We start from the raw sequence: 26,966 nt of genomic DNA on the forward strand, positions 1-26,966 counted from the left end.
TAGGAACGTGGATATGTCGAGAACGTGGATAGCTAAGGCTATGTTTTGAGCGTTAGACTCTAAGAAACGGATGATCCGATTCTTCCTCATATTCTCTAAGCGCTTAGAGACACCCATGATCCTGCCGAAACCAGGCATGTCTACAAGAACTAGGCCGCTGTTTAAAGGATGTTTCGATATGTTTCGTGTTGTTCCCGGACGCTTTCCGGTTGCTAAATTTAAGCCTACAATTTCTTTGATGATGCTGCTCTTACCTGCATTAGGTCTTCCAGTGAAAACCAAATACTCCTCAAGCATACTAATTATTATAGGGAAGGAATCTGATTTGCTTATCCCATTCACACATGTATTTTACTTGCATGCATCGAGGCTTGCGGTGGCAACGATGTTCTTTATTCCTATTTCAAGTTTGCCATTGATTATTATTCCGCCCTTATTCAAGGTTTTAACAACCTTCTTCAGAGTTCTCACTGCATCCCTCCCGGATCGGGCTCCTGTGCAAACCATTTTGCCAGTGCTGAAAATCAGGGTAGTTGTTCTCGGCCTCTTCAGCTTAAAGACCAGTCCGGGAAATCGTTTTGGCTGATAATTAACCACTGGAAAAGCCTTCACCACCGCGCTTAAGTCGATCCCATGCTTCAGAGCGGCGCAGGCAACGACGTTCTCGATCTTAACAACAGGCTTAACCAGCCGCATAAAAAAACTCTAGCAAACTAAAGTCATCGTGTTTTAAATATGTTCTACGCATGTTCTCAAAATTAAGCGCGCGCGAATGTCGAAGACATCCCCGGCGATATAAAAGAAACTCTTAAAGAAGGTTTTTACACATTCATTCCTTACTGTTTGATGGAGAGGCCGCATATATGGTCGGCAGATAAACATAAACGGCTTGAAAAGAGTCACTTTGTTGAAGATCTTGGTGACGTAGGTTATGGAGTTGGATCGGTTTCTGTCTAGAAAGGAGATTTTGATAGATGATGCTGGATGGGGAGACCTTATTTTAGGCGTGGTAATCGGCGCCCTCAAACTTCCAGAACGCAGGTACATGAAACGCAGAATCTCGGTCTCCTCCTTCCAGCCGCCCAACTTCGAAAATAAACAGTACTTGGATGACGCCGTGAAGATTGCCGAGGAGATCGTTGAGGTGATGCAGCCTGACAGGGAAACCCGTTTCAAGGTCTGCTCAGGATATGTTCTCTCCAGCATACGTAGACACCTGCGAGACCGGGGATTCAACGTGGAAGAAGTACAAATCGCTGGCGACCTCCAAGAGTTGGTCGAGAGAAGCTACGTAGAATGGTGCAAAGAAGTGGGAGTGCCAACAGAAAGACTGGGAGACAAGAGACGTTTCTGGACGCTTCTAGAATGGGTTGCGGAAAAACCCAAAATCAGAGAAAAACTGGTAAAGACGGGATGGAAGAGTTGGAAAGAAAAGTGGCGAGAAAAAGCATTCAAAAAGAGGTTTCAAAAGGAAACCTCGAGATAACAAGACGGATTGTTGAAAGGTTTTCAGTGCGCGCTTTAGGGAAAGGTAGAACCAGTCTTCAAATCAGAAGAAAAACTTAAACCCCGATAATTTAAACCGATTTTTGAATCTTCGACAAATGTTCTCGATTTATTCAGAAATCGGTTTAACTTTGACGGCTCTCGGTCCTCTACCTGTGTCTGTCACTTCGAACTCTACTTTTTCTCCTTCTCTGAGGCTGCTTTTGCCCTGGATATCCGAGTTATGAACAAAGATTTCTTTGCCATCTTCGCATTTAATGAACCCGTAGCCTCTCCCGCCGAGCCATCTCACCACCGTACCCTTTGTCACGTATTTCACCTCTTTTGTTCGTTTTGGCTTTACTTTCTCCTTGGACTATATATAACTTGCATTTGCGCGCATCTATGACTTTAAGTCGTTAGTAGTATTCAGTGAGGGATTGTTGTTCTGGAGTCTCATCCTTTGCCAGCTTTTTCCACTGCTCTGACTTCACAAACCCGCCAACCTGCTCCTTAATCTTCTTAGCAACCCTAGATCCAATAAGAGGCAACCCCATAAGCCTTTCCACAGGTGCATGCTTAAGATCCTCCACCGTCTTCAAACCAGAATTAAACAAGATACGAGCACGCGCCCTCCCCACACCTTCCAAGCGAACAAGAGGCAACAACTCAGTCTTCACACCCTTACCGCTACGCTCCATCAACATGTTCAACCGCTGCACCAAATCTTTCTGTCCCAGTAAACCGGCAAGTTCACAAGAAGCGTAAAGTAGCCACTTCGACGAATTAATAAGCCTATATAAGTCGCCAGGCTGCACCCTGAACCGTTCAATCATCTGATCCTCGGTGACCTCCTCAATCCACGACTGCAACACCCACGCCAACTTCGCTTCGCCTAAAAACTCCTCGAAATCTAAACGATCATCAACCTCTCTTGGGACGTCAAACATAAACTCGTCTTTATGTTGGTCAACAAACAACGCAAGCTCATCAATCTCACTAGCGTAAGGACGCAGCTTCGGATATATGTCCGGCGTATGCGCCATCATGTGGAGAAAGCTAATGTCAGTTATCACGGGCGCTCGAGCATACAACGCGTCACGAATAAAAACGGCTGAAACCGGGTCGATGTAAAGCTCCGAAACCCGACGTCCAAACTTCGTAGCAAAAACATCCTTGCCGCTTACGTCGATCATCTCTTCGTCGTAGAGAAACTTGAGAATCTTAGTAATAACTAGCCTGATAGCCTTGGGATCATACTGATACGCATAGAAGGTTTTGCCAAAAAAGTCGTAAACACCCTGCTCACTCTGTGCATACTTGGCCGCAATCGTCGACAGCACGTGAGGACGCAAGATTCGCTCTACTGCAAGCTTCGACCAAATACGTTCAGGTTCCGCCAACACGTAGCTTTCCATCAGATAATCCTGCTCATCATCCGTCTTCGCAATGAGAATCGCCTCACCGACCTTGTCATACTTTGGTCTCCCAGCCCTGCCTGCCATCTGCTTATACTCCAAAACAGCAATAGGATAATAGCCATAACCCACTTCGTAGCGCCTATAATCATGGATGATCACCATCCTAGCGGGCAGGTTGACGCCGAAAGCCAGAGTCGGCGTAGCCGATAACACCTTGATTTTGCCTTCTCTGAAAGCGTCTTCCAGTAGTTTCCGATGACCACCACCTAAACCAGCGTGATGAAAAGCCGCCCCATGCCTGACAAGGCTAGCGAGAAGCTCACTAATTCTCGTTCGCTCACCAGTTGCTAGTATTCGCTCGCCAAGCAAATTCAAGGAGCGTTTAGTGGGCTTCGATAGAAAATTGTCCAGTTCAGCAGCGGTTTTTTTCGCCAGAGAAACTGCGTTTTTCCGTGTTGACGCGAAGATGAGTGCTTGACCGCCTGATTTTATGATGTGTATTGCGAGGTTTAACGCGGGATTTCTAGCATGTTTTCCTATTTTCACCGCTCCGCCATCTTTGAACTGTATCTCTTGGTGAAGAAGAACTCCTTCCTTAAGCGTAACGGGTCTCCACTCGGTCGTAACATATTGAGCCTTAAGCCAGTCCGCCAGTTCTTCAACGTTTTTTATCGTGGCGCTTAAGGCTAAGATTTGAATTTCGGGGTTGATCTGCATCAGCCTCGCCAACACCACCTCCAATGTCGGTCCTCGCTCAGAGTCGTTGAGCAAATGCACTTCATCCGCAACTACGAGCGATATCTCGTCCATCCACTTGGACCTGTGTCTCAGAAGCGAGTCTGCCTTCTCGTTGGTTGAGACGATTATGTCGTATCTTTCAAGCCACGGATCGCTGCTGTCGTAATCGCCTGTACTGATGCCGACGCTGACACGTCCCTTATTACGCTTTCTGACGCTACTGTATTTTTTGAAATCTTGATATTTTTCGCTGGCTAAGGCTCTCAGAGGAGTTAAGTAGAGGACTTTTCCACCACGCTCTACTACATGTTTAAGAGCACAAAGCTCTGCTGTGAGTGTTTTGCCAGAGGCGGTGGGGCTTGCTAAAACAAGGTCTTTTCCTTCGAGAGCGCCGGCACGGATTGCTTCTTTTTGAGGGGGGTAAAGCTTGGAAATCCCCGATTTTATGATTACTTCTTTTACTTGTTCAGGTATCGGCAGCTCTTCAACTTTCAATAGTAAAACCTTTGGGATTATGGAATATCTGGACTTTAAATGTGTTATGTTGCGGAATGTTGATAAGTTCTTATAGTTGTGCTTTTTAAGGTTGTTTTGTTTCTTTGTATTTTTTGCGTTTGATTGTTGTGAAAACTGTTGTTAAGATTGCTACTATAGCTAAGTATAGTGTTAACGGAGTTTTTGTTGCGTTGCTTTTTGTTGGGAAGGAGTATCCCCCAATCATTTCTGAATCTATGGTCACTTGATGAGTGATAGAGTCTGTGTCTGGTTTGGCCCCAGGAGCGGAAACAATTAAGTTTACGTCATAATTTCCTGGACTACTAAAACTGTGATACACTATTGGAATGGACACTATTTTCTTGTCGCCGTCACCAAAATCCCAATAATACCTAGTTATCGGCTTTTCATTTGTTTCGTTTCCTCCAGGCAAGGAGCTTGAAGCATCAAACATCACAAGTTGACCTGCGTTTGTAGTTTCTGGGATTATTGTAAATCTTGCTTCTGGAGGATGTGGGGGAGGTGCTGCAAGAATTTTTACGATGCCATTTTCCACTTCATGGTAAATCGCAGCGCAAGACATTGGACTCAACAATGTATATTCGAAATCCAGAGGAACTACAACATCTACGTTTGATTGGCGTTTAACTTTGAGAGTCATAACGAAGACTGTGCCATCATCAGCAACTGGCGCTGGCCACATACATGCAAAGGCAACCGAGTATGTTCCTGCAATTGCATTAACCTCATCTGTAACCATCATCAAAGGCTTAAAAAGTATACCGGGGTAAGGGCTAGGTGTAATTGGGTCAGAAAAATCTTCAACTGGAATTGTTGCTGTGTGATTTAGACATTCCAAGTATGAAGTGTTCCATCTAAATGTTATGTCAAGGCCGTAGAGTTCGTGAGAATCGAGTATATTTTCCACTACAACTGCAATTGCAAAGGTTTGATCTACTACGTATCCCGGTCCAAGCTCGATAACCTCAGGGATCACTTTAACTATAGGCAGGCTTGAAGTGGTTGTTACTTCGCTTACTTCAAGATCTGCTTTGCTTGATTGAACATTAACTGTTAAAGCCAACATGCCTATTAGCAGCAATGCCACTATTATCCCAGAAAATCTCCTCTTCGACAACTCGCTTTCTCCCAACAACTACATAGCCTAACCAATATATAACACTTATGAGAGAATTTTGAGTAGGTTAAGTTATGGAGTAATGCTTTATGTGTAACAAGGTTTTTTCGCAGTGAAAATCTTTGATGTTATACTTTCTTAAGGAAGCCTGGTCGTGGTTCATATATTGTTCCGTCTTTTATCATTCTTCCGATGAGCTTCTGGGCTTCTAAGACTTCGATTTTATGTTTATCTGAGAGTTCGTTTAAGAGCAGTTTTTTCTCAATCATACCTGTTTCCTTTGACATTTCCAAAATTTCGGTGAGGATTACTCTTAACTTGTCTTGCATGCTCTTCGGTTTTCCAACCATAATGATGTCAATGTCTCGCATGTGGGTTGAAATGTCAATGCCCACTTCTTCCAGCGACTTGTTCATGATGACAATGGCGGCTTCGGCGTCTTCTGCAGTAACTTCTTTTCGAAGCGCAATCCGAGCTCTCGCCTCGGCTAACCTGACTAAAGACTCCAGCTGTCTTGCCGTGATGGCTATAGGTGAACCTTCAATCTTCTCCGTAACGGCTCTCATCTCCAGATAGAAAGCCTTAAGCCGCTTCAACGCTTCATCGGTTAAAACTGGCTTTACGTTCTTGGCATAGCTAATGTATTTTCTAAGCAGGTCCGACTGGATAGGTGTTTCCGAAGGCGCTATACCTTTCTGATGTATTTCTAGAATGTGGGTTGACATTTTCTCGTCCAATTCTTTTTCAGGGACATCTTTCAACACAAAAATTAGGTCAAATCTTGAAAGAATGGTGATGGGTAGGTTGATGTTTTCAGTCACTGTTTTGTAGGCGTCATATCTTCCTAGAGAAGGGTTGGCAGCTGCAAGAATGGCTGTTCTCGCGTTGAGAGTTGCTACAATGCCACCTTTCGCCACCGATACGGTGTGCTGCTCCATAACTTCGTGAATCGCCACTCTGTCTTCGGGACGCATTTTGTCAATCTCATCAATACATGCAACACCCTTATCTGCCAAAACAAGCGCACCAGCCTCAAGAGTCATTCCCCCTCCCCGCTCACGTAGCACAGCGGCAGTCAAACCAGCCGCAGTTGTTCCACGACCTGAAGTATACAAACCCCTCGGAGCAATCGCAGATATATACTGAAGCAACTGCGACTTAGCAGTACCCGGGTCGCCCACAAGAAGAATGTTAAGCTCTCCTCTAATCGAAATATCCGCTAAATGTTTCGGAACGCCGCCGAAAACCAGATACATTATGGCTTCTTTGATGGTCTCGTAGCCGTAGATGGAAGGGGCAATAGAACGCATTATGTTCCTGTGAATCCACGGGTCTTCGGCAAGTTCAAGGATTTTTTTCTCTTCTTCAGGCGAGACAAGAGCAGTTTCTGGCTCTTTACTCTCCACGTCTAAGAAATTACCGTCAACGTGAAGACGGAAAACCCGAAGCTTTCCAGCCGTAGGAAAAACAGGTGCCTCAGCACGAACAGTGCCTGTTATCGCAACGTGGTCGCCTGGTCTAGCCTTATCAACAAGGTCTCGGCTTACGAGCTTCACGTTCAAAGTGCGAGGCATTTGACCTGGAGGTAGATCTTCGGGGCGTTCTTGAATGCGAATCAGCTGATAGTCGATGAAAGTAGATCCCTCTTGAAGAAATTCAAAAGGTCCCTTACTTTGACAAGTAGGATTTTCGCATCGTAAAGGCGCCTTAAGAAAAGGGCCTGTCTGATCCAAGTAAGCAACCGTTTCGCATCTTTTGCATTTGAAAGCTGCACGCATAACTTGAGGCTGCACTGGAGTGGCACGTACGATTATGCCCTCAACCATCACCAGCTTGCCAATGTTAGCTGCTCCCAGCATACGCAAATGTGTAGATTCAGGCAAACTTCTGAAACGAACAACAACGTCTTCTATCTTCGACGCGTACTCACTGTCTTCTGTTTCCAGCTGAGAATAAGCAGCCCTATTCACGTAATCAAAATAATCGTCTGGCGTCTCCACCAAGTTCTGCGCAAGTGCCATATCGAAGACCATCAGGTCTTCAAAATCTACAATAAGCGAAATGCTGTTTGTAACTGCCATCTGAGAGATTCTCTCACGATACTTATCCTGTTTAAAAAAGTCTTCAAAACGTTGCTGAGGGTCAACTTCAACTTCTTCAGTCACTTTTGCCGCCTCTTTCAAAAATCTTGGTTCTCCATGCGTTAATGATTTTGTGAAGATTATGATAAAGAGTTCTCTCTTCGGGGGTTAGGCTTTGGAGTGCCTGAGCAGTAAGAGGAAGAGACGAAGCGAGAGAAACTATCTTTTTCACTCTACAGTTAACGATGTCGTGTGAAATTCTCATGGACTTTTCGTGTTCTTTAAGCTTTTCTGGTTTGCTATTGGCAGCTTTCTTGAGGTGGGCGATGTAGCGTCTCAGTTTTGGATAGAACTCTTCTGGAAGCGGAGAAACCTTGTTTGTGGGCTGTACTCTTTCTTTCCAATGTATTTTATGTAGCTTAACAACGTCTAACATGTCTTCTTCTCGAAAACGAACTACTCCCACTCTTTCAAGTTCTCTGGCAATCCAAAACCGAATCTCATACTCCCTCCCCTCTTCGAAAGGACCAACCTCTAAACCGGCTAATGCAATTTGTGCTTCGTTCCGGTTTGCAATAACTTTTACTGACTTGTTTTCAAATTTGAAGTCTGCATCTTCTATTGAGATATGTTCGTGCGTAAACAGTTCTCCCTTTCCCCCTTGTTAAACGCCTCTAGAGAGAAAGGTTTTCAGGAATATAAAATGTATAGTCAAAAAAATAAGATGACTAGTGCTGGAATTTTGAATTCTGTGTAGGCGCGCTCGTTTTAACAGTGGTAACTAAAGGTAAAGTTTAAAAGTAAAAGCTGGTTTCTCTCGTATTGTATTTACAAACGTAAAGATGTGAACCTCATGTCCGAACAAAAAGGTAGCTTATATGAAGAGGCGTTGAAACCACTGAAGAAAGCATCAGCTGTACTGAAGTTGGAAACCAATATTGTAGAAGCCTTAAGTGCTCCAGAACGAATGTTAATCGTTTCAATTCCTATAAAAATGGATGATGAAAAAATAAAAGTCTTCACTGGCTATCGAGTGCAACACAGCACAGCTAGAGGTGTAGCTAAAGGCGGCATCCGCTATCATCCAGGAGTATGCCTAGACGAAGTTAAATCATTAGCGTTTTGGATGAACGTAAAAAACGCTGTCGTAGGCGTTCCTTACGGTGGTGGTAAAGGCGGAATTACATGTAACCCGAAGGAGATGTCGCAAGGTGAACTTGAACGGTTAACAAGGGGATATTCGGCTGCGATAGCGAAGTTCGTTGGACCAGACCAAGATGTTCCTGCGCCTGATGTGGGGACAAACGCCCAGATTATGGGATGGTTTGCTGATGAGTACTATAAAATCGCCGGGAAACATCTTCCTGGAGTGATAACTGCTAAACCTTTAGGCATAGGTGGTTCAAGAGGAAGAGGAACCGCAACTGGCCGCGGAGCATTCTTTGCTACACTAGAAGCCGCAAAAACCTTCGACATATCCTTAAGAGGAGCACGCGTTTCTATCCAAGGATATGGTAACGTTGCACGACCAATCGCTAAGCATCTTTTTGAATTAGGCTGCAAAATCGTAGCAGTCAGTGATTCTGTAGGTGGTGCGCATAACTCAGAAGGTATGCATCCTGAGAAGCTTGCAGAATTTAAAGCCAAAACACGCAGTGTAAAAGGTTTTCCGGGAAGCGAGGAAATAAGCACTTTAGACCCAATAACAGTAGACTGTGACATACTTGTTCCAGCAGCCTTGGAGAATCAAATAACAGAAAAGAACGTCAACAACGTTAAAGCAAAGCTTATAGTTGAAGAGGCAAATGGACCGACAACTCCTGAAGCAGATAAAATACTGCACAAAAAAGGCGTCGTAGTAATTCCAGACGTTCTAGCCAATGCGGGAGGCGTTACAGTAAGCTATTTCGAATGGGTTCAAAACCGCATGGGGTATTACTGGAGCGACGAAGAAGTTGACGAAAAACTGAAACAGATGATGACACGAGCCTTCAACGATGTTTACCAAACTGCAAAACAACATCAAGTAGATATGCGAACAGCCGCTTACGTCACAGCAGTGAAAAAAATCGTCGAAGCGATGAAAGCGCTAGGCCGCATCTAAAAAATCTTCTTTCACTTTTAATTTGGCGAAATCCCAAAGTTTCATTTTGCGCAAAAAGTCAGCGCCACATATACAAGTAATCCATGTTTACACTCAGCTTTTCAGCTTTTCCAGAATAATTGCTGGGCAAATTTTCTTAACACCATCAATTTTTCCAATTTTTTCGGAAATCAGCCTTGCGAGCTCCCTTCCATCTTTCGTCCATATTTCCGTCATTAGCATGTGATCGCCGGTTGATGTTGCGACTGAGCGGATTTTCTTTATCTCACAAAGCTTCTGAGCTGCCTCTAATAGTTTTGTTGGATCTACGTCAACTCCAACTATTGCTACGGTGCGTATTCCTATTTTGTACGGGTCGATCTCAGCGGTAAATCGCTTTATTATGTCTCTTTTTTGGAGTGCTTGAACCCTTTTTCTGATTGTTGACTCGCTTAGCCTTAGTTTTTCAGCTATCAGTGAAGGCGGCTCTTCCGTCTTCTTGAAGCAACTTCAGAATCTTTAAGTCTAAATCGTCAACTTCTAACATGGCTGCTCTTTCCGATTTTCGGATTTTTTTATCTATTTATCGTCGGATTTGTTACGAAAAATATATAAGATGGTCTGACATAAAAGTTTTTTGTTTCTAAAATTTGAATGCAAAGTGTGGAAAATGGGAGAAGAAGAAAGTTGAAGAGAAATAATGTGAAAAGAACTGGGATTGAAGGATGAATCGTAAAGCGTTACATAGAATAAGTTATGGTTTGTATGTAGTAACTTCTGGAAAAGAAGGCAATTGTAATGGTCAAATTGTCAATACAGTATTCCAAGTAACATCTGAACCTGCAACAGTCGCAGTTAGTATTAACAAGCAAAACTTCACGCACGAATTTTTCAAAGAAATCGGCGTTTTTACTGTTTCTATTCTTTCTAAGAATACGCCATTAAAGTTTATAGGTCACTTCGGATTCAGGAGCGGAAGAGACGTAGACAAATTTGAAGGAATAAACTATAAAACTGGCAAAACTGGTGCACCAATAGTTTTGGATAACACAGTTGCATACCTAGAGGCTAAAGTGATCAAGGAAGCTGATGCAGGCACACACACCATTTTCATAGGCAAAGTGGTTGACGCCGAAATCCTCACAGATGAAGAACCAATGACCTATGCCTATTACCACCTAATAAAAAGAGGCGCAACTCCTAAAACGGCTCCAACTTACCTAAAAGAAGAATCTAAGGAGAGGTGAATAGAAATCAAGACCACTATTGAAAACTTAGTAAAAGCATTTATTGGCGAAAGTCAGGCAAGAAATCGTTATACATTCTACGCAAAGGTCGCCAAGAAAGAAGGCTTTGAGTAGATTGCAGAGATATTTCTGATTACTGCGGATAACGAGAAAGAGCATGCGAGCAATCTGTTCAAGCTGATTAACGAGTTGAAGAAGAGAAGCAGCGAAGAATTAGATGAGATTGAAGTGGAAGCAGTAGCACCACCAGTTCTTGGCAGCACTGCAGAAAATCTGAAAGCGGCAATCGCTGGAGAGAACTATTAACACACGATAATGTATCCAGAATTCGCAGATGTTGCTGAAAGAGAAGGTTTTCCTGAAATTGCGGCGAGGCTGAGGGCAATAGCTAAAGCAGAAAAACATCATGAAGAGAGATGCAGGAAATTGCTAAAACAGGTGGAGATTGGCACCTTTTTCAAAAAAGAAAAAGAAGTTTGGTGGGTGTGCCGAGAGTGCGGATACATTCATTTTGGAAAGGAACCGCCAGAAAAATGTCCCTTTTGTGACAATTCGAGAAGCTACTTCCAACTTAAATTTGAAGAATATTGAAAACTATTATAAACAAAGACAATAGACAAAAGGGGTGATAAAAGATGTTGTCGAAAATACCTATAAAAATTGAGAAAGTCGAGAAGAAGCTTCTTACTCGTGAAGTGTTAAGGGTGGCAATAATAGCAGAGCTGGATGCAATAAACCTATATGAGCAATTAGCAGCTGTCACTGATAATGAAAAAATCCAAAAGGTTCTACTTGATGTAGCTAAAGAGGAGAAAACTCATATGGGAGAGTTTCAAACTCTGCTACTAAAAGAAGATATAGAACAAGTTAAAGAGCTAGAAGAGGGTAAAAAAGAAGTTGAGGAGATACTGGAATGACTGAACTAAAACAAATTTACAAATGCAATATTTGCGGCAACATAGTTGAAGTTTTACACGCAGGAGTAGGACAACTTGTCTGTTGCGGCCAGCCAATGGAGTTGTTGACAGAAAAAACCACAGACGTAGGCTTGGAAAAACATGTTCCAGTAATAGAAAAAACTGAGAAAGAAGTAAAAATGAAAGTTGGTTCAATTCCGCATCCGATGGAACAAAACCACTACATTGAATGGATAGAAATAATTACCGACGGCAGAGTTTACAGAAAATTCTTGAAGCCCGGAGACAAGCCAGAAGCAGAGTTCGAAATCACAGCGGAGAAAATAGAAGCACGAGAATACTGCAGCATCCACGGGTTGTGGAAATCCTCTTAGCATCGTCTTTTAACGATTGAAACTATTCCGTCTCTGTTGCAGTCAGATAGAAGCTGTCAATAGCTTTAGTGGGCGCTATTCGTAGGCATTGTATCACTTTGCGACATCCAAAACATTCTTCAGGGAAGGGTGTGCCTTTTGGCAATGTTGCGAGGTAACCTAAATAGTGAGAGCACTCCTTTTCTTCGGTTTTATGCGCTATAAGAGGTTCGGAGGATTCAGTAGATTCGACAAGTTTTGAGGTTTTCCGTTTCTTCTTGGGCTGTGTTTTCTGGGTTGCTTTTTTAATGTACGTTGGCAGTTTAGTTTCTGTAGATGGCTTGAGTCTCATAATAAGTGTAAAGTAGAGCGTTAAAGTTAGCGTGATTACTGCGAAAGGCAAATAGAAGACTGCATCGTACGGAAACATCTTTGTCACTTATTTTTGCTTGTTTGCTTAGTTATAGGTTTAATGATGCTGAAATCCTTAGGGCAAATCTGAATTTTAGAGCGAACTTCTTAGGTTATTTCGAATGTTATAATGTTGGCTCATAGTGTTACTAAAACAAAAGGAAACTCAGTCTCCTGAGTAAATTGCGATGTTTCCCCGCTCTGTTACAACCTTTACCGTATATTGTTCAACGGGCAAGCGAATGTCAACACGAAGATAAGTAAATGTTTCCGCCGAATTTATGATTATGTTTATGTCGTAGCGCTGATGGATCGTTGAATTATTGACCCAGAGAGAAACTATGTGGGAACTAAAGGATCCATCGTTCTCAAAGATGAAACGTGCGCCGTCAATCGCCACCCTCACACCAAGAAAGTCGATGTCGATGGTTGTTCGATTTGTTGGGTCAAACCACTCGTCTTCAATTTTCACATACATAACACCATCATCCCTGACGTAACTGCGCCACGAATCTGTAAGATTGACAGCGTAATTATCCCATCCCGTTGTTGGCGTGTGGCCTGTTGTGGAATTAAAGCCGTTACCGCTATACATCACTGCTGTCCAATTGTAGGCCTTCAGATACCACTTCTCTTCAGCGTCATCGGCCCTGTACCTCAGTTGTATCTCAATTGTTTGAATATGGGTCAAAGAATAAATAGATAGATCTATGACGAAAGTACCGTTTATGTCAAGCCCATGTGGTGACGGCTTTTCTAGGAATGTCTCCCAACTATTGTCATCTGCGAATTGTGTGGCTTCGTAGGTGCCGTTTACATGGTTACCAATGCTGACTTTGTATTCGCTTTGAGCCACAAACCATGAGGAGCGGGTGACGCGGGTAACGTTAGCGATTTTCAAGTCTTCCCGCATTTTCTCGTAGTCCAGTTGGTTCATTTGATAGTTCCACAGGAAAATGTTTGCTACTATGGTGACGAGGATGACGAGGCTGAGGACGAGAACTATTACGTTGCTGATGCCGCTTTGATTTTGCCTAATAGTCCGCAAACTAAGTTCCTCCCATTACGTGATTTCAAAAGCTATGACATATTGAGCGTAGGTTGAAGTGTTTGGGGTGAGGATTTCAAGATAACTATGAACGTGTGATGTTCCTGTGCTGTTTGTTACTACTGTGATAGCTATGTAGATAGTTGCTAGAGAAGGTAGATTATACCATGTGCCTGTATCTTGTGTGTATGCGCCGTTCTCAATGTGTACTTGACTTGAAGTTCCGTCGGTGGAATTGTGGAAGTAGATGGTGCAGTTTTGTAAACGGTTAATGTTGGAGTCAGCGTACTTCTTTAGCCTAATCTGCCAAGAATCTGCAATAGTATTGTTCACTCTGAGGACGTAGTCGTAGGTTGTGTTTGCGACATTAACCTTGGCACTTGTATTGTTTGCGTATATTGTGCACGTGCCCGCCGTACCGTTTTGAAGAATAACAGGCGGCGAGCTAACCGATGCGTAAGCGTTCATAGCCAAGGAATAATATGCTGTCCCTAACACGCTTTGCAGCAAAAGACTCAAGAATATAAGCAGAGCTGCTGCTGCCAAGACAGGATTACTAATCTTTCCAGAGTACCTGCTATACCTTACCATATTCTCTCTTCCTCTCAGGACTTGAAAAAAGGATGGGGTAGTTATAGTTGAACCTCAACAGCTATCTCAATGGTTGCTATTTGATCAGCTGGTGCCGTTGCATTTGCCATGGTTTCGACAACGATTGAATATTCTGTGTTCATATCAACCTGCACGAAGCTAGTCTGCGATGGTGTCGTCCAGCTTGCTCCATTCGACGTGTAATTCAACGATATTGGCGTTGAAGTCTGCAGCGTAAAGTTAATGTACACAAAATAGGTGGCAGTACCAGTGAGCGAGACAGGTGTCAGCCTAACGAAGTGATTTGTACCTGTATTGTTGTTCCTCACTTTGATTGGGTCATCGTAAGTCATAGTTATGTTCGGATAGGCTTTGAGGTCAGTTAATGTTGCACTTTTATTATCATTGAAGAGGGTTACTCCTGCGGTTACGTTGTCTAAGCCTTCTACAAACCATATGTCGTTTGCGGCAGTTGTGATGGTTGAAGTCATGTCCAAGGAGTAGTAGACGGCTGCGGTTGCAGAAATAACGAGTATCCCCATGAGCGTCAGAACCAACATCTTAGCGGACTTGCTAAACACTCGTTTCATGTGTTCTCACCTCCTCTTCCAATATTTTCTGACAATTTTTGGACTCAGAAGCACGGAAATCGAGAGTCCAAGAACTATTGCACTGATGAACATCGCGATGTGAAGAAGATATACCCCAGCGATTTGGCTTGCATAGTCAGAAATGAAAAAAACTGAAATCAGCAGCGCAGGGAACACCACCGTGCCTGAGAAAACTTTCGCAATAGTCCACTGCTTCTTAATGACTGCAAGATACACGTTGAGCGCTATAATGTTAGCCAAAGCAACGGTTAGGTAAAGAAAGCAATACCAAAACCGCATAGAATCTCCGAACAAAGTAAGAAAATCTCTGCTTATCAAGATATGAACGTAACCACCTATCGCCGCAGCCTGGAAAACATAAGGTAATGTTTTCGGAAAATAGTCATCCAAAAGACATGCTAACAGGCTCATAGCTACAAAAACGTCGACCCCGAGGAAGACAAAGAACTCGGGCAACAGAGAAAAACCCATCTGATTATCCTCAAGTTAAGTATCCAAATCAGATTCTGAACCTTCTTACTTAAAACATATGAATCCAAAATACGGATTCGACATAAAGACGTATCCTATTAAAATTTTTTTCTCAAAATATAAATACCTAATAATTTGCAAAAACACCACCATTTGAAACCATCAATAAAACATTAGATATTTATTCCGATACAATCCTTATAGAGTCTAGAAAGGGGTCATACAGATGAGCTTCCAAATGTGGGCGGAAAAATACCGTCCAAAATCCTTAAGCAAAATGGTAAACCAGAAAGACATTGTAGAGCGCCTTACAAGCTTCGTGAAATCCCGCAACGTGCCACACTGCATTTTTGCTGGGCCTCCGGGAACAGGAAAAACAACTGCGGCTTTATGTTTGGCTCACGACTTGTATGGTGATGCTTATAGAGGGCATTTGATGGAGTTGAATGCCAGCGACGAGCGTGGCATAAACGTTGTTCGTGAAACCGTGAAGACTTTTGCTCGTGTGCGGACGCTTGGAGAAATTCCGTTTAAGATTTTGATTTTAGATGAAGCTGACAACATGACTGGAGATGCCCAGCAGGCTTTGCGGCGAACCATGGAAAGATACACCGAAACCTGCAGATTCATCCTAATAGCCAACTACAGCGGAAAAATCATCGAGCCAATTCAAAGTCGTTGTGCCCCTTTCCGTTTCGCCTATTTGCCACGAGAGGAACAGAACAAATATCTTAAGCACATAGCCCAGAACGAGAATGTGGATTTGTTAAACGATGGGTTGGACGCAATTTATGATGTCTGCGGCGGCGATTTACGTAAAGCAATCAACTCGTTACAGGCAGCTGCTTCTCTTGGAAAATCTATAAGCTCGGAAACTGTCTATTCTGTGGTTGGACGAGCAAATCCAGCAGATGTTCACGCCATGATAAAAATTGCGATGGGGGGAAATTTCGTTGAGGCAAGAAAGAGGCTTCGCGAAATGATTATGAAGTATGGTGTGGCTGGAAGCGACATAATAAAGCAGATTCACATAGAGCTTTTCCGCCTCGATGATGTTCCTGAAAGCTGGAAGGTTAAACTGGCAGACGTGGTGGGCGAAGTGGATTTCCGACTCGTTGAAGGGGCAGATGAAGAGGTGCAGCTAAGCGCGTTACTGGCAAGAGTTACTGAAGCAGGTTACGAGTTGAAAGGTGGCTAGTCCATAGTGCATGCTGCGTGGACAGTGAAGCACAAGCCCAAATCCTCTGCAGAAGTTGTGGGAAACCGAGAGGCAATTAGCACTTTTGAAAAATGGCTAAAATCTTGGGAAAAAGGAATCCCACAGCAAAGAGCTGCATTCCTCCACGGTCCACCCGGCGTCGGCAAAACAGTAACGGTTGAAGTTTTAGCTAACGACCTCAGCATGGAGCTTATAGAGAAGAACGCAAGCGACTACCGTACTGAAGAGAAAATCCGTCAATTCGCCGGCTTAGCCTCCCAATATAGCGGTTTCTTCGGGAGAAAACGAGTAATCCTCTTGGACGAGATGGACGGAGTGCATGGCACTGCAGATAGAGGAGCCATCCCCGCCGTAACCAAAATAATAAAAAACACACGTTGCCCCATTGTTTTAACTGCCAACGACTTCTGGAACAAGAAGTTTGTGGCGTTTCGAGACAAGAAAAAATATCTCATCATCGAATTTAAGAAGCTGCCAGCCCGAGAAGTCTTGAAACACTTGAAGAGAATCTGTGCCAAGGAAGATATTGCCGCTGAAGAAGAGGCTTTGAACTTTATTGCACAGCGCAGCGAAGGCGACGTGCGGTCGGCTGTAAACGATTTGCAAGCATTAACGCAGGGAAAGAAGAAGCTTACGTATGATGACGTCTCTTGGCTTGCCTATCGAGACCGTAAAGACGTGATTTTCACCGTTCTACGCCAAGTTTTGTATGGAAAAAGCTGCAACGCCGCCAAGCAGGCTGTGGATATGGCGGATGTTGATTTAGACATGCTTTTCGAATGGATCTACGAGAACGCGCCTCACCATTTCAACGTTCCAAGCGAGTTAGCAAATGCTATGGAAGCGTTGGCAATAGCTGATTTGTACAGGGGGAGGATTAGGCGGACGCGGGATTGGAAGCTAATGCGGTACGTGATTGACTTTATGACTGCAGGCGTAGCCATGGCGAGAGATAAGTCGAAACCGTCTGGGTGGATACCGTTTCGGTTTCCACAAAGAATAAGAGCTTTGTCAGCAAGCCGTGCTGAGAGAGGAAAGAAAAGAGAGATTGGGACGAAGATTAAGCTGAAAATGCACGTTTCGGTGGCAGTGGCGCAAAAAGACGTTCTGCCTTATCTGAGAGTTATTTTTGAAAGCAACCCGGGGATGGCTGCAGGCTTGACTGAGTGGTTTAACTTTGACGAGGAAGAAGTCGGCTACATTGCTGGAGGCAAAAGACAAGCAAAAACAATATTGAAACTCGTAAATTAACTGTGTCTTTCGGCTTTTTTCCTCTGGAACGGCAATTTTTTCTCCGCATCTAAGCAAAGAAGTTATAAACATGAACCGCTAAAACGTTTGGTTTACTAAAATTGAGGAGAATGAAAATGAAGTCAAAATTGGTAGTTTTCATCGCGTTACTTTTGCTCTTTGGAACGACAATGGTAACTTTCAAGCCTGTTCAAGCCGACGACAGCCTGCCTTCATTTGCTTTAAAGTCGCCGATGCCCACCGCGCGGGGACAAGCAGCAGTTATCGCTGGTGATGACGGCTTAATCTACGCTATAGGAGGATACAACGGGAGCACTGTTTTTGATGTTGTCGAGGCCTACAATCCTTCAACAAACAGTTGGACAACGGGAGCACCTTTAATAAATGCTACTCGAGGCGCCGCCGTGGCAAAAGGACTTGACGGCATAATCTATGTTTTCAGTGGCACACACTTCAGTAAAATAGATTCAGTGCAGGCCTACAACACAACATCTGACACTTGGTCGCTCAAGACTCCAATACCAACTCCCGTATGGATGGCAGGCGCTGCAACTGGGAACGATGGAAAAATATACGTTGTAGCCGGAGAGGCTGCAGGAGCAACAAATACTCTGCAAATCTATGACCCAGAAACCGACACTTGGACTTCCGGACCAGTAATGCCAGGCTCTAGGTCAGAGCTCGGCGTAATAAAAGGACCTGACGGAAGAATTTATGCAATGGGAGGCTATGATGGATCCAACGCACGAAGCGAGATCTATGTTTACGACCCAATCCTCGAAGAATGGATAACAACCTTTCTGGGTATGCCTATGCCAACACCGAGGTTGGAATTTGGTCTCACATTAGGTTCCGATGGAAAATTCTACATCATAGGCGGAGGCACGAGTTATTCCAATAATTACCCTCCAATGTTCGACAGAGTGGACTCTTATGACCCTAATGTTATACTGGGCTGGAAGTTTGAAGGTCTGATGCCGACGGCCAGAAAAGAGCTTGGAGCAGCTACGGCACCTAACAGAAAAATATACGCAATCGGCGGCGGAAACGGCACACACTATGTTGACACTAACTTGGAGATGACGGTGGTTACGGAACCTGAAAACCAACCACCCAAAGCCTACATTGATTCCATAACGCCAAATCCTTCAACAGAAGGTGAAACAGTCTCGTTCGTTGGTCATGGCTCAGACTCTGACGGCTCTGTTACCGCGTATGAGTGGCGTTCTTCAATCAACGGCATCCTAAGCACTGCAGCTTCATTCAACACTGAAACTCTCAGCGTGGGAACCCACACAATCTACTTCGCCGTTAAAGACAACGATTACACATGGTCAGAAGAAGTCATGGCCGTTGTTACAGTGAACATAAACTATACCGAAGACCCGAATTACCAGCAAATTGTCGAAGCGAACCAAGCAATAGATAATCTGGAACAGCAGAACACACAGTTGAACAACAAAGTTGACAACCTAAACGCTACAATCGACGATCTGAACAGAAAACTTGACTTAATGACTATCGAGTTGCTGGGCGCAGGAATCATTACTCTAATCCTAGTTGCTGTCACAATTGCAGTAGTTTACCTTACGAGGCCTAAGAAACCTCCACAAACAACACTATAACTCCTAGACCCCTTTTTTCTTTTCTCTCAACCTAATTTATCAGTTGACAAACTGGTGCCCTATAATAGGGTTCTCTTTTACGGCAGGTTTCAATAAAAATCTCTGTTAGTTCTTTGTCTGTCGCTCCTTTCCTCAAGGGAGTTAAAACGTCTACAAGGTTTGTGTTCACCATCAAGCAAGGCTTCAGCTTCCCATCGCTGGTTACCCGCAATCTTGTGCAGTGAGCGCAAAACTCTGTGTTTTCTGTGGGGCGAATTACTTCCACTCTTCCATCTGGCAAGTGGTATATGCGTCTGTTTTGCATGTAGGATCTCAATTCTACGTGTAAAGCTTGCTTTGTAAAATTGGCTTCCACTTCGTGTAATGGATAGTGGTAGCGCTCATAATACGTTTGGCTGAGATTTATAGGCTCCAACTCTATCAGCTGCAGCAAAGCACCGCTTCTCTTGGCAAACTGAATCATAGCGGGAATTTCATTTTCATTCACACCCGCCAAAACAAGCATGTTCACCTTAACAGGATACAGCCCCACGTCAACCGCAGCACTAATTCCCTCCAACGCATCACTCAAGCGGCCGCACATCAACCTACGATAAACATCAGCGTCTAAAGACAGCAAACTAACATTGACTCTCATCAAGCCACGAGTTCGCAAGTCCTTAGCTAGGGATGGTAAGAAAGTTCCGTTTGTAGTCATCGACAAATCCTTCAAGCCCCGCAAACCCGCGATGCCTTCAACTATGTCTAAAATGTCCTTTCTCAGCAAGGGTTCACCTCCTGTCAACTTAATCCTACTTATGTTCAAGCCGGCAGCTATCTTCACTAAGCGAACAATTTCTGCGGCAGTCATTTCAAAAACACGGTCATTAGGCTTTCTCTCTTGACCTTCGCGGTGGCAGTAGGGGCAGTGCAAGTTGCAACGTTGAGTAACAGAGATTCGCAAATTCAAAACGGGGCGATCGAACTTGTCCTTAATCATGGCTTTTCCCGAGCATGCTTCACGATGTGACCCGTTTCGGGCAATATAAGTTTGTCGAGACAAAGCCTCACAGCATTTACGCTTCCCGGAATGCAGAAAACCACTTTGCCATTCGTAATGCCAGCAACTGCACGGCTCAAAATAGCAGCAGAACCCATGTTGTCATAGCTGAGTCTACGAAACAGCTCGCCGAAACCAGGCAGAATCTTCCTTAATAGGGGAGTGACGGTTTCAATTGTGACGTCTTTGGGTGCAATTCCAGTCCCGCCACAAACAATAATAGCAGATACATTGTCATTCTGCAAAGCTCCTTCAACAGCTTCTTTAATCATTTTTTCGTCATCTGAAGCCAGAACACGAGAGATAATCTTATGCCCAGATTTTCTAAGCGTTTGAACGATGAAGTCGCCTGAAGGGTCATCTACATGTTTACCCTTTTTCAAACTTGTAAAACGAGACGTACTACACGTAACAAGGGCGAAACCAAGCTTGGTTGGTGCTTCAGCCTTGTGTTTCCGTGAAGACTCGCTCATCCTCTTTTCACCTTTTGCAAAACCTTGACATCGGTAATGGCGGTCGTAGGATACTGGCCTTCGCTGTCTTTTTCGTATTGCTTAGTCATGTCCCAAACTGTCAAAAGTGCAGCAGAGACGGCTACTAATGCTTCCATCTCCACACCCGTCTTGGCAAAAGCTTTAACTGTTGCTTCCACAGCGACGCGTGCCTCGTCAACAATTTCAACCTTAACATCTACATTGGACAACGGAAGAGGATGACATAAGGGAACCAGTTCACTTGTTTTCTTAGCTGCCAACACGCCTGCAACCTTTGCCAAACTGAAAACGTCACCCTTCTCAACCTTTCCTTCTTTAATCAGTCGTATAGTTTCGGGTCTCAACCTAATTATGCCTCTCGCCATTGCCTCTCGAAAAACTTCTGGCTTCTTGCTTACGTCTACCATACTCATTATCTACACCTCTATTACGAATGCGCGCATTTATCTTTCTTGTTCCCACAATTCCATTAAATCCCTTATTGCCCTTGCCTTTGCGTTATCCTCGTTGAAGCGGTAAATGCGGATGCGACCGAAAGACTTGTGCGTTATCAGACCAGCCTCTTCTAGCACTTGCAAATGCTCGTTGGTCGTGGTATAGTTTAGTCTCGCTCGCCTCGCAATTTCCGAAATGTTCAACTCCCCTATTTCAGAAAGAATGCGCAAAATCCTGACTCTGCCTCGTGAAGAGAAAACGTCTTCAACAACCATCATGCAAACCCCCGCCTAGCATGCTCCAAACTTTTGTTCAACTCCCTCTCCAAGTCTACTGCAGCAATGCGGGGTAACCCAATTAAGGTAGTTTTGCCCCGTTGACCGCTCGTAGAAAGCTCTGCCTTGATGATGCCGAGGCTCGAAAGTTCCCGTATATACTTCCAGAGCTGTGTATGTCCTCGTGGTTTTTCCCCGAACTCTTCGCACGCGATGGTGTAAGCTTCTTCTGTCTCGCCCATTGAAAGATGAACTCCCATGGTTTGTTGAAAACGTCGTGCAACGCCGAGCAAAAACAGCTTTTTGTGAAGATCTAAAGCTGCAATCTCGTCTCTCCGTATACCTGCGTAAACGTTTCCCACAGCCTTTCTAACATGCTCAGGCGAAACTTCTTTGGTTTCTTCTGTGTCTGCGTATTTTCCAGCTCTCCAAAGAAGCTCTATGGTGTAGCGTGCGTTTCCGCCTTCCTCTTCACCTAATTCTGCGGCGAGTGTTATGGTTTCTGTAGGAACGGTTCCTTGTTTGAAGGCTAGCAGCACGCGGTCGTTTAGAATGTCTTGTAGTTGTGCTTTTGCATAGGTATCTAGTTGGATTATGTTGCTTTGAAGTGTGCTTCTTGTGCTTGCATCCAGCTTGTCTAACCAGCTTAGCTCGCGGAGGATGCATATTAGTGAAAGCCGCCTTGGTGTTTTTACACGGGTTTCTTCTATGCGGCTTAGCTTGTAGAGGGGCTCGGAGCTTTCGTTCTGAATGAGTGGCTCTAATTCGTCCAAGGTGACGATGAGATAGATGTTTTGGTTGTCGAGGATTTGCATCAAAGTTTGCAACAGTTCCTCCGCAGAGTAGCCTCGTTTTGGAAAAGTTGGATGGAACTGTGTTACTATTTGCTGCAATATTAGGAAGAAGCTGCCTTTGTTTTGGCGGCAGTTCACATGGACATAGTGGAGGTTGATGTTGCGCTGCTGCGCTTCGCGGGTTATGCTTTGTCCAAAATGCTGAGTCACCACAGTTTTTCCCGTTCCAACTTTGCCTGTTATGATTACACGTTGGGTCATTTTTCCCGGCGTTTCAATTGCGTGGCGGAAATATTGATTGAGAAGCTTAAGTTGGGTGTTGCGGTGTTGAATTTTTGATGGTGTGTAGTTGATGTCTAGTTTGGTTTCGTCTTTGAAGACGCTGGCGTAAGACAATAGAGGGGTGCTCCTTTTCTTAGTTGTCTGTTCGCCGTGGCTTTTAATGGTTTTTGTCTGTTTCGACGTATATTTTCGTAATGATGAGGTGAAAGTGCATGTAAGTAATTTGACCCTAACGCAAAAATGTGACGATAATATACAATACTTAGGATAGAAGAAACCATGAGGAAAACTTTCTCTCTGTCATTAGCTCTTCTCCTATTTTTTTTGCCACCATTTTCTACAATGCTTAGTGGAGCTATTTCCAAAGCTGCAACCTCTACATCCATCTTTGTGCCCGGCAATTTTACGACAATTCAAGAAGCTATAAACAATGCAAACCCTGGAGATTCAATCTTCGTATCTTCTGGCATCTACTATGAGCACGTCTTAGTTAACAAAACAATTACGCTTCTCGGTGAAAGCAGGGAAACTACCATCATCGACGGCAGCAATTCTGGAACTGTCATTCGAATAACTGCAAGTAACGTCAAGATCACTGGCTTTAAGTTACAAAACACAGGTTGGAAATGGGGCCGAAGCGGCGTGGAGGTTTACGATGCTGACAACTGTGAAATTAAAGGAAATTTCTTATTTCTCACCTGTCACCAGATCAGAGTGAACGTCTCCATGGGCTCAAAAGTTGTCGGGAACATTATAAGCGCTCCGAGCCACCCATTTCCCCAGTCAGCCTATGGAATCAGAGTGGAAAACTCTGCAAACTGCTTGGTCATGAATAATAGCATTTCTAATAATATTGGCGGTGTTCATTTAGAAAACGCGGTAAACTGCACAGTTACTGGAAACTATATCTTCCAGAATAGTCAAGGGATCCGTTTGTATTCGCCTTGCGTGGATAATTATATAGTTGCTAATACAGTTTACAATAACACTTATGACGGTATGATAGAAGCAATGCGTTCAAACCAGACTCTGATGGGGAATATTTTTGTCCACAACAATTTCATCAACAACTCACAACCATTAATCTACAAAGTAACAGGCTGCATTTGGGACAACGGCTACGAAGGGAACTACTGGACAAGATACAACGGTGAAGATTCTGACCAAGATGGAATTGGAGACGTTTCATATGAAGTTGGACAGGAACAAGACCACTACCCCTTGATGGGTCAATACTATGAATATTATGCGTTATGGAGGGGAACTATTTCCAGAGTTGCCCTTGTCTCTGTTTCTTCTGTCACCGAGTTTTCATTTGGCTTGATAAACAATAGCATTACAAAAGCCATAAGTTTTAACATCACAAAAGCAACCAAGTCAGGGTTTTGTCGAATCTCTATTCCTAGAGCATTACTAAGTGGTCCTTACACTGTTCTGGTCGACGGTTCTTTAGAGTCCAATGCTTCATTGAAAGATTTGCCCCTGTCGAACAGCACGCACTCTTTCCTGCGCTTTACGTATTCTAACACAGTTCATAAAATAATTATCCTTGGAGATGAAGAAGATCTTAGCCAATTTCCCATAGAGCCTTTCATAATCTTGGCGCTCACTATTGTGTTGGCTTCAACTGCTACAGCAGTGTATTTGGCAAGGAAAGGAAGAAACAAAATTGAAAAAGAGCTTTCCACGCAATAGAACGGCGTTATTCCTTCTGCTAATTATTCTTATGTCTTTTGCTCTTCAGATATTGTCTTTTGAATTCTTAGATGTCAAAGCAAATCCTAATGAAGTAGTGTATAACCTTAATACGGGTTTGAATTACACTTCAATTCAAGAAGCTATAGACGCTTCTGAGACTTTGGATGGACATACAATACTTGTCGATCCTGGAACATATTACGAGCGCATAAGAGTCTACAAATCTCTACAAGTCTTTGGAGACGACTCCGCCTCAACGATTATTGATGGTGGGAGTGTTGGTTCTGTTGTGAACATAACTGCAGACAACGTTTACATCTCAAGATTTACAGTAAGAAACAGTGGCTCAGACATTTTGGATTGCGGTATTTTCTTAGACTACTGTACTGCAAGCAACATAAGCCACAATGTCGTAACAAACTGCCGATATGGAATATACCTCTTCCACTCTCATGGCAACACAGTAACGCACAACAATGTTTCGGGAAATTATGAAGATGGAATTTGGCTTTATTACTCCGGAAGCAACGTCCTCATAGAGAACAAAGCCTCAAACAATAGATACAACTTCGGCGTTTTCGGCGGGGATTTTTCAGATTTCAACAACACCATAAACACTAGCAATACTGTCGATGAGAAACCGATTCAATACTTAATGGGTGTTGAAGACTCAATTCTCGCCGGTCAAAAGAGCATTGGGACTCTCTACCTCATCAATTGCAGCAACATGACCATAAAAGACTTGAACTTGACAAGGAACGGACATGGTCTATTCTGCTGGAACCTCACAAACTCCCGAATAGAAAATGTAACGGCTTCACAAAACAACTATGGAATATACTTCCAAAGCTCTATTGAAAACACTATAAGTCACAGCTATTGCCCAAACAATTGGGTAGGAATATGCCTCCAAAACTCAGAGCACAACATTGTAGAAGACAACATTACGCCTGACAATGAAAAGGGAATCTCCCTATACGAAGCAGAAAACAACATTCTCGCTGGAAACACTATCTTTAACAACCTTTATGGAATCCGGTTCTTCGCATCGAGCTTTAATGAAGCTTATCACAATAATTTGATTGAAAACACGGAGCAGGTAAATCTAATCAATTCCTACCAGAATGTTTGGGACGATGGTCTTGAAGGAAACTTTTGGAGCGACCACAACAGTTCCGACGCTAATAAAGACGGATTGAGGGATTCCTCCTACATTATCGATACATCAAACCGCGATTACTGCCCCCTTTTAGGTAAGTATCATAACTTCAAAATCTACTTTCAATCAAGTCCTTTCAACATCACCGTCATCAGCAACTCGACGATATCAAACTTTAGTTTTGAATCAAAAAACAGTACAATTAAGTTCGTAGCAGAATGTATTGGTGGAACCCAAGGATTCTGTAGAGTCGCTGTTCCTCACGCTTTGATGAATCCTGATGAGATTTCAGTCACGATTGACAATGGACAGACAGAAATACTCCATCAAAACTATACACTCCACGATGATGATATTATTAGATGTATCTATTTTGTCTATCAATGTTCGGCACATGAGATAATCATAGCTCCTAAGTCTCAATCAGTAATTCCATTGCCGCTTGTGATAGTTGTAGCATTATTGGCGGTATTTTTGACGGTTTTGTTAACGGTCTTTTTTTGGAAAAGAAAACTGGTGGATAAAGATTTTTAGAAACTCTTGGCAGAAGTTGACAGATGGTACATTAGAAGCATTTATAGTCTATAGAAAATAGTTGGTGCTTTCAAGAAATAGAACTTTATTACAAAACTCTTAATTAGCGTAAATGTTTTAACTAGTTTAGAAAGGAGAAGAATAGAAAATGAAATGGAAGAAAACAGTTAGTGCTAGTGCTATTGTTTCATTACTAGCGTTTCTTATGCTCTTCAGTTCATTGACACCATTGACAACAAGTGTGGCTTCTAACCTGCAATCGATGTCTGCTGAAGATGGAGGAAGTCTCGCCCCGCTTTCAAACGGCGATATGACCTTCACATCTGATGACACTATTAACTTCTACAGTGCAGAGGAGATGACAGTTTCCAAAGGTAACATGATTACTATTTCGTCCGGAGTTGTCATGAACTTCAGTTCAACTATTAAAATGCAGTTCATCGAGGCGGTTCCTGACGGCTTACTGGCACCATGTGATCAACTTATAGTACAATGGCCCGCTGGTTACTTGCCTGACCAATGTTCATGGTGGGAAGTGATAGACCAGTCGGGCAAAGCCCTAGGCGAGTTTCACGTAGATTACACCATCGATCCAGATATTTTCCACATTGACAATGTATGGCCAGGTTCAATCGTAGTTCCCATGGGTGGGTTAATTACAGCGATAAGGAAAATAGACATAATTGAGCCTTGCCTATACTTTGAGGTTCACTGGCCTTCCGATTGGTGGCCTACACCGTGCACTTGGTGGGAAATAATAGATCCTGAAACCGGCGAGCTAACAGGCTTTGAGTTCCATGTTGACTGGACTAATGAGAGCTGTGAGTTCCACATCGACGAAGTCTTTGGACCAGCTGGCGAACCTTATTACATTCCTGGCTGGTGGTTTTACGAGATACAGGCGCGTCAAAAGATACCCGGTATTGCACCCTGCGATTACCTAGTTGTGGAAGAACCTCCAGAATGGTATCCTGAACCTTGCACTTGGTGGGAAGTATTAGATCCCTTTAGTCTTGAGCGTACGGGCTTTGAGTTCCATGTTGACTGGACTAATGAGAGCTGTGAGTTCCA

Annotated in this window: 28 protein-coding genes and 2 pseudogenes; 12 read left to right on the top strand and 18 right to left on the bottom strand. The window is 43.5% G+C overall.

The genetic code is table 11. The annotated features are described in order from the left end of the window. Both OEX01_06055 and OEX01_06060 read right to left on the bottom strand, forming a co-directional pair. The coding region (locus OEX01_06055; protein ID MDH5448548.1) for a 50S ribosome-binding GTPase at nt 1–342 on the bottom strand (342 nt) is incomplete at its 3' end. A gap of 9 nt (nt 343–351) precedes the next feature. After that, entirely contained in the window at nt 352–696 is a 345-nt protein-coding gene (locus OEX01_06060; protein MDH5448549.1) for a hypothetical protein, read from the bottom strand. Nucleotides 697–931: 235 nt separating this feature from the next. Here OEX01_06060 and OEX01_06065 point away from each other — a divergent pair, with 235 nt between their 5' ends. Then, on the top strand, nt 932–1,486 hold the full coding sequence (locus OEX01_06065) for a hypothetical protein (protein MDH5448550.1): 555 nt from the start codon (nt 932–934) through the stop codon (nt 1,484–1,486). 129 nt (nt 1,487–1,615) lie between these two features. Here the strand turns inward: OEX01_06065 and OEX01_06070 are convergent, their stop codons facing one another. The 5 genes from OEX01_06070 to OEX01_06090 all read right to left on the bottom strand — a co-directional run bounded on the left by OEX01_06070 (nt 1,616) and on the right by OEX01_06090 (nt 7,845). Then, on the bottom strand, nt 1,616–1,816 hold the full coding sequence (locus tag OEX01_06070; protein ID MDH5448551.1) for a cold shock domain-containing protein: 201 nt from the start codon (nt 1,814–1,816) through the stop codon (nt 1,616–1,618). Nucleotides 1,817–1,904: 88 nt separating this feature from the next. Continuing rightward, the gene (locus OEX01_06075) at nt 1,905–4,139 is read right to left on the bottom strand and encodes a DEAD/DEAH box helicase (GenBank protein MDH5448552.1); all 2,235 of its coding nucleotides are present in this window, start codon (nt 4,137–4,139) and stop codon (nt 1,905–1,907) included. An 85-nt stretch (nt 4,140–4,224) separates the two neighbouring features. Then, a complete protein-coding gene (locus OEX01_06080) occupies nt 4,225–5,277 on the bottom strand; it encodes a PKD domain-containing protein (GenBank protein ID MDH5448553.1) in 1,053 nt (350 codons plus the stop codon). A 128-nt stretch (nt 5,278–5,405) separates the two neighbouring features. Next, entirely contained in the window at nt 5,406–7,442 is a 2,037-nt protein-coding gene (locus OEX01_06085) for a minichromosome maintenance protein MCM (GenBank protein MDH5448554.1), read from the bottom strand. Further along, the gene (locus OEX01_06090) at nt 7,435–7,845 is read right to left on the bottom strand and encodes a DNA replication complex GINS family protein (GenBank protein ID MDH5448555.1); all 411 of its coding nucleotides are present in this window, start codon (nt 7,843–7,845) and stop codon (nt 7,435–7,437) included. The genes OEX01_06085 and OEX01_06090 overlap by 8 nt, the downstream gene beginning before the upstream one ends. 366 nt (nt 7,846–8,211) lie before the next feature. On the opposite strand from OEX01_06090, the gene OEX01_06095 reads away from it, so the two are divergent. Then, a complete protein-coding gene (locus OEX01_06095; protein MDH5448556.1) occupies nt 8,212–9,462 on the top strand; it encodes a Glu/Leu/Phe/Val dehydrogenase in 1,251 nt (416 codons plus the stop codon). A gap of 93 nt (nt 9,463–9,555) precedes the next feature. Here OEX01_06095 and OEX01_06100 read toward each other — a convergent pair. Then, nucleotides 9,556–9,988: pseudogene (locus tag OEX01_06100) on the bottom strand (Lrp/AsnC family transcriptional regulator). Nucleotides 9,989–10,166: 178 nt separating this feature from the next. Here OEX01_06100 and OEX01_06105 point away from each other — a divergent pair. From OEX01_06105 to OEX01_06120, 4 genes and pseudogenes are all read left to right on the top strand, one after another. After that, complete coding sequence (locus tag OEX01_06105) at nt 10,167–10,688, top strand: flavin reductase family protein (GenBank protein ID MDH5448557.1); 522 nt, start codon at nt 10,167–10,169, stop codon at nt 10,686–10,688. A 6-nt stretch (nt 10,689–10,694) separates the two neighbouring features. Beyond that, nucleotides 10,695–11,279, top strand: a pseudogene (locus OEX01_06110) (rubrerythrin family protein). 44 nt (nt 11,280–11,323) lie between these two features. Next, nucleotides 11,324–11,605, top strand: a complete 282-nt coding sequence (locus OEX01_06115) for a rubrerythrin (GenBank protein MDH5448558.1) — start codon at nt 11,324–11,326, stop codon at nt 11,603–11,605. Further along, nucleotides 11,602–11,979, top strand: a complete 378-nt coding sequence (locus OEX01_06120) for a desulfoferrodoxin (protein MDH5448559.1) — start codon at nt 11,602–11,604, stop codon at nt 11,977–11,979. The genes OEX01_06115 and OEX01_06120 overlap by 4 nt, the downstream gene beginning before the upstream one ends. 22 nt (nt 11,980–12,001) lie before the next feature. Here OEX01_06120 and OEX01_06125 read toward each other — a convergent pair whose 3' ends face one another. The 5 genes from OEX01_06125 to OEX01_06145 all read right to left on the bottom strand — a co-directional run bounded on the left by OEX01_06125 (nt 12,002) and on the right by OEX01_06145 (nt 15,090). After that, entirely contained in the window at nt 12,002–12,397 is a 396-nt protein-coding gene (locus tag OEX01_06125; GenBank protein MDH5448560.1) for a hypothetical protein, read from the bottom strand. A 138-nt stretch (nt 12,398–12,535) separates the two neighbouring features. Next, nucleotides 12,536–13,417, bottom strand: coding sequence for a hypothetical protein (locus tag OEX01_06130; protein ID MDH5448561.1), 882 nt, complete (start codon nt 13,415–13,417; stop codon nt 12,536–12,538). A 15-nt stretch (nt 13,418–13,432) separates the two neighbouring features. Continuing rightward, nucleotides 13,433–14,008 carry a hypothetical protein gene (locus OEX01_06135; GenBank protein MDH5448562.1) on the bottom strand — a complete coding sequence of 192 codons (576 nt, stop codon included), beginning with the start codon at nt 14,006–14,008 and terminating at the stop codon, nt 13,433–13,435. 41 nt (nt 14,009–14,049) lie between these two features. Then, nucleotides 14,050–14,598 carry a hypothetical protein gene (locus tag OEX01_06140; protein MDH5448563.1) on the bottom strand — a complete coding sequence of 183 codons (549 nt, stop codon included), beginning with the start codon at nt 14,596–14,598 and terminating at the stop codon, nt 14,050–14,052. Between the two features lie 6 nt (nt 14,599–14,604). Further along, nucleotides 14,605–15,090, bottom strand: a complete 486-nt coding sequence (locus OEX01_06145) for a hypothetical protein (GenBank protein ID MDH5448564.1) — start codon at nt 15,088–15,090, stop codon at nt 14,605–14,607. Nucleotides 15,091–15,316: 226 nt separating this feature from the next. Between OEX01_06145 and OEX01_06150 the strand changes: the two genes are divergently transcribed. From OEX01_06150 to OEX01_06160, 3 genes are all read left to right on the top strand, one after another. After that, complete coding sequence (locus tag OEX01_06150) at nt 15,317–16,288, top strand: replication factor C small subunit (protein ID MDH5448565.1); 972 nt, start codon at nt 15,317–15,319, stop codon at nt 16,286–16,288. 6 nt (nt 16,289–16,294) lie between these two features. Next, entirely contained in the window at nt 16,295–17,560 is a 1,266-nt protein-coding gene (locus OEX01_06155) for a replication factor C large subunit (GenBank protein ID MDH5448566.1), read from the top strand. Between the two features lie 116 nt (nt 17,561–17,676). After that, nucleotides 17,677–19,185, top strand: coding sequence for a hypothetical protein (locus tag OEX01_06160; protein ID MDH5448567.1), 1,509 nt, complete (start codon nt 17,677–17,679; stop codon nt 19,183–19,185). 31 nt (nt 19,186–19,216) lie between these two features. Here the strand turns inward: OEX01_06160 and moaA are convergent, their stop codons facing one another. Genes moaA through OEX01_06185 form a run of 5 tightly spaced genes read right to left on the bottom strand, consistent with a single transcriptional unit; the run spans nt 19,217 to nt 22,618 of the window. Further along, on the bottom strand, nt 19,217–20,164 hold the full coding sequence (moaA, locus tag OEX01_06165; GenBank protein ID MDH5448568.1) for a GTP 3',8-cyclase MoaA: 948 nt from the start codon (nt 20,162–20,164) through the stop codon (nt 19,217–19,219). Next, nucleotides 20,161–20,697 (bottom strand): MogA/MoaB family molybdenum cofactor biosynthesis protein, encoded by a 537-nt coding sequence (locus tag OEX01_06170; protein ID MDH5448569.1) that lies wholly within the window; start codon nt 20,695–20,697, stop codon nt 20,161–20,163. The genes moaA and OEX01_06170 overlap by 4 nt, the downstream gene beginning before the upstream one ends. Next, a complete protein-coding gene (gene moaC, locus OEX01_06175) occupies nt 20,694–21,131 on the bottom strand; it encodes a cyclic pyranopterin monophosphate synthase MoaC (protein MDH5448570.1) in 438 nt (145 codons plus the stop codon). The genes OEX01_06170 and moaC overlap by 4 nt, the downstream gene beginning before the upstream one ends. Before the next feature lie 30 nt (nt 21,132–21,161). Then, nucleotides 21,162–21,428 carry a winged helix-turn-helix domain-containing protein gene (locus OEX01_06180; protein ID MDH5448571.1) on the bottom strand — a complete coding sequence of 89 codons (267 nt, stop codon included), beginning with the start codon at nt 21,426–21,428 and terminating at the stop codon, nt 21,162–21,164. Then, the gene (locus OEX01_06185; protein ID MDH5448572.1) at nt 21,428–22,618 is read right to left on the bottom strand and encodes an ORC1-type DNA replication protein; all 1,191 of its coding nucleotides are present in this window, start codon (nt 22,616–22,618) and stop codon (nt 21,428–21,430) included. The genes OEX01_06180 and OEX01_06185 overlap by 1 nt, the downstream gene beginning before the upstream one ends. A 165-nt stretch (nt 22,619–22,783) precedes the next feature. Here OEX01_06185 and OEX01_06190 point away from each other — a divergent pair, with 165 nt between their 5' ends. The 3 genes from OEX01_06190 to OEX01_06200 form a co-directional block, all read left to right on the top strand. Further along, nucleotides 22,784–24,199 (top strand): right-handed parallel beta-helix repeat-containing protein, encoded by a 1,416-nt coding sequence (locus OEX01_06190; GenBank protein ID MDH5448573.1) that lies wholly within the window; start codon nt 22,784–22,786, stop codon nt 24,197–24,199. Next, on the top strand, nt 24,174–25,895 hold the full coding sequence (locus OEX01_06195; protein MDH5448574.1) for a right-handed parallel beta-helix repeat-containing protein: 1,722 nt from the start codon (nt 24,174–24,176) through the stop codon (nt 25,893–25,895). The genes OEX01_06190 and OEX01_06195 overlap by 26 nt, the downstream gene beginning before the upstream one ends. Before the next feature lie 148 nt (nt 25,896–26,043). Further along, nucleotides 26,044–26,966: hypothetical protein (locus tag OEX01_06200; protein ID MDH5448575.1), on the top strand; the 923-nt coding region annotated here is incomplete at its 3' end.

It is taken from the genome of Candidatus Bathyarchaeota archaeon (assembly GCA_029882535.1).
Classification (GTDB): Archaea; Thermoproteota; Bathyarchaeia; order Bathyarchaeales; family SOJC01; genus JAOUKM01.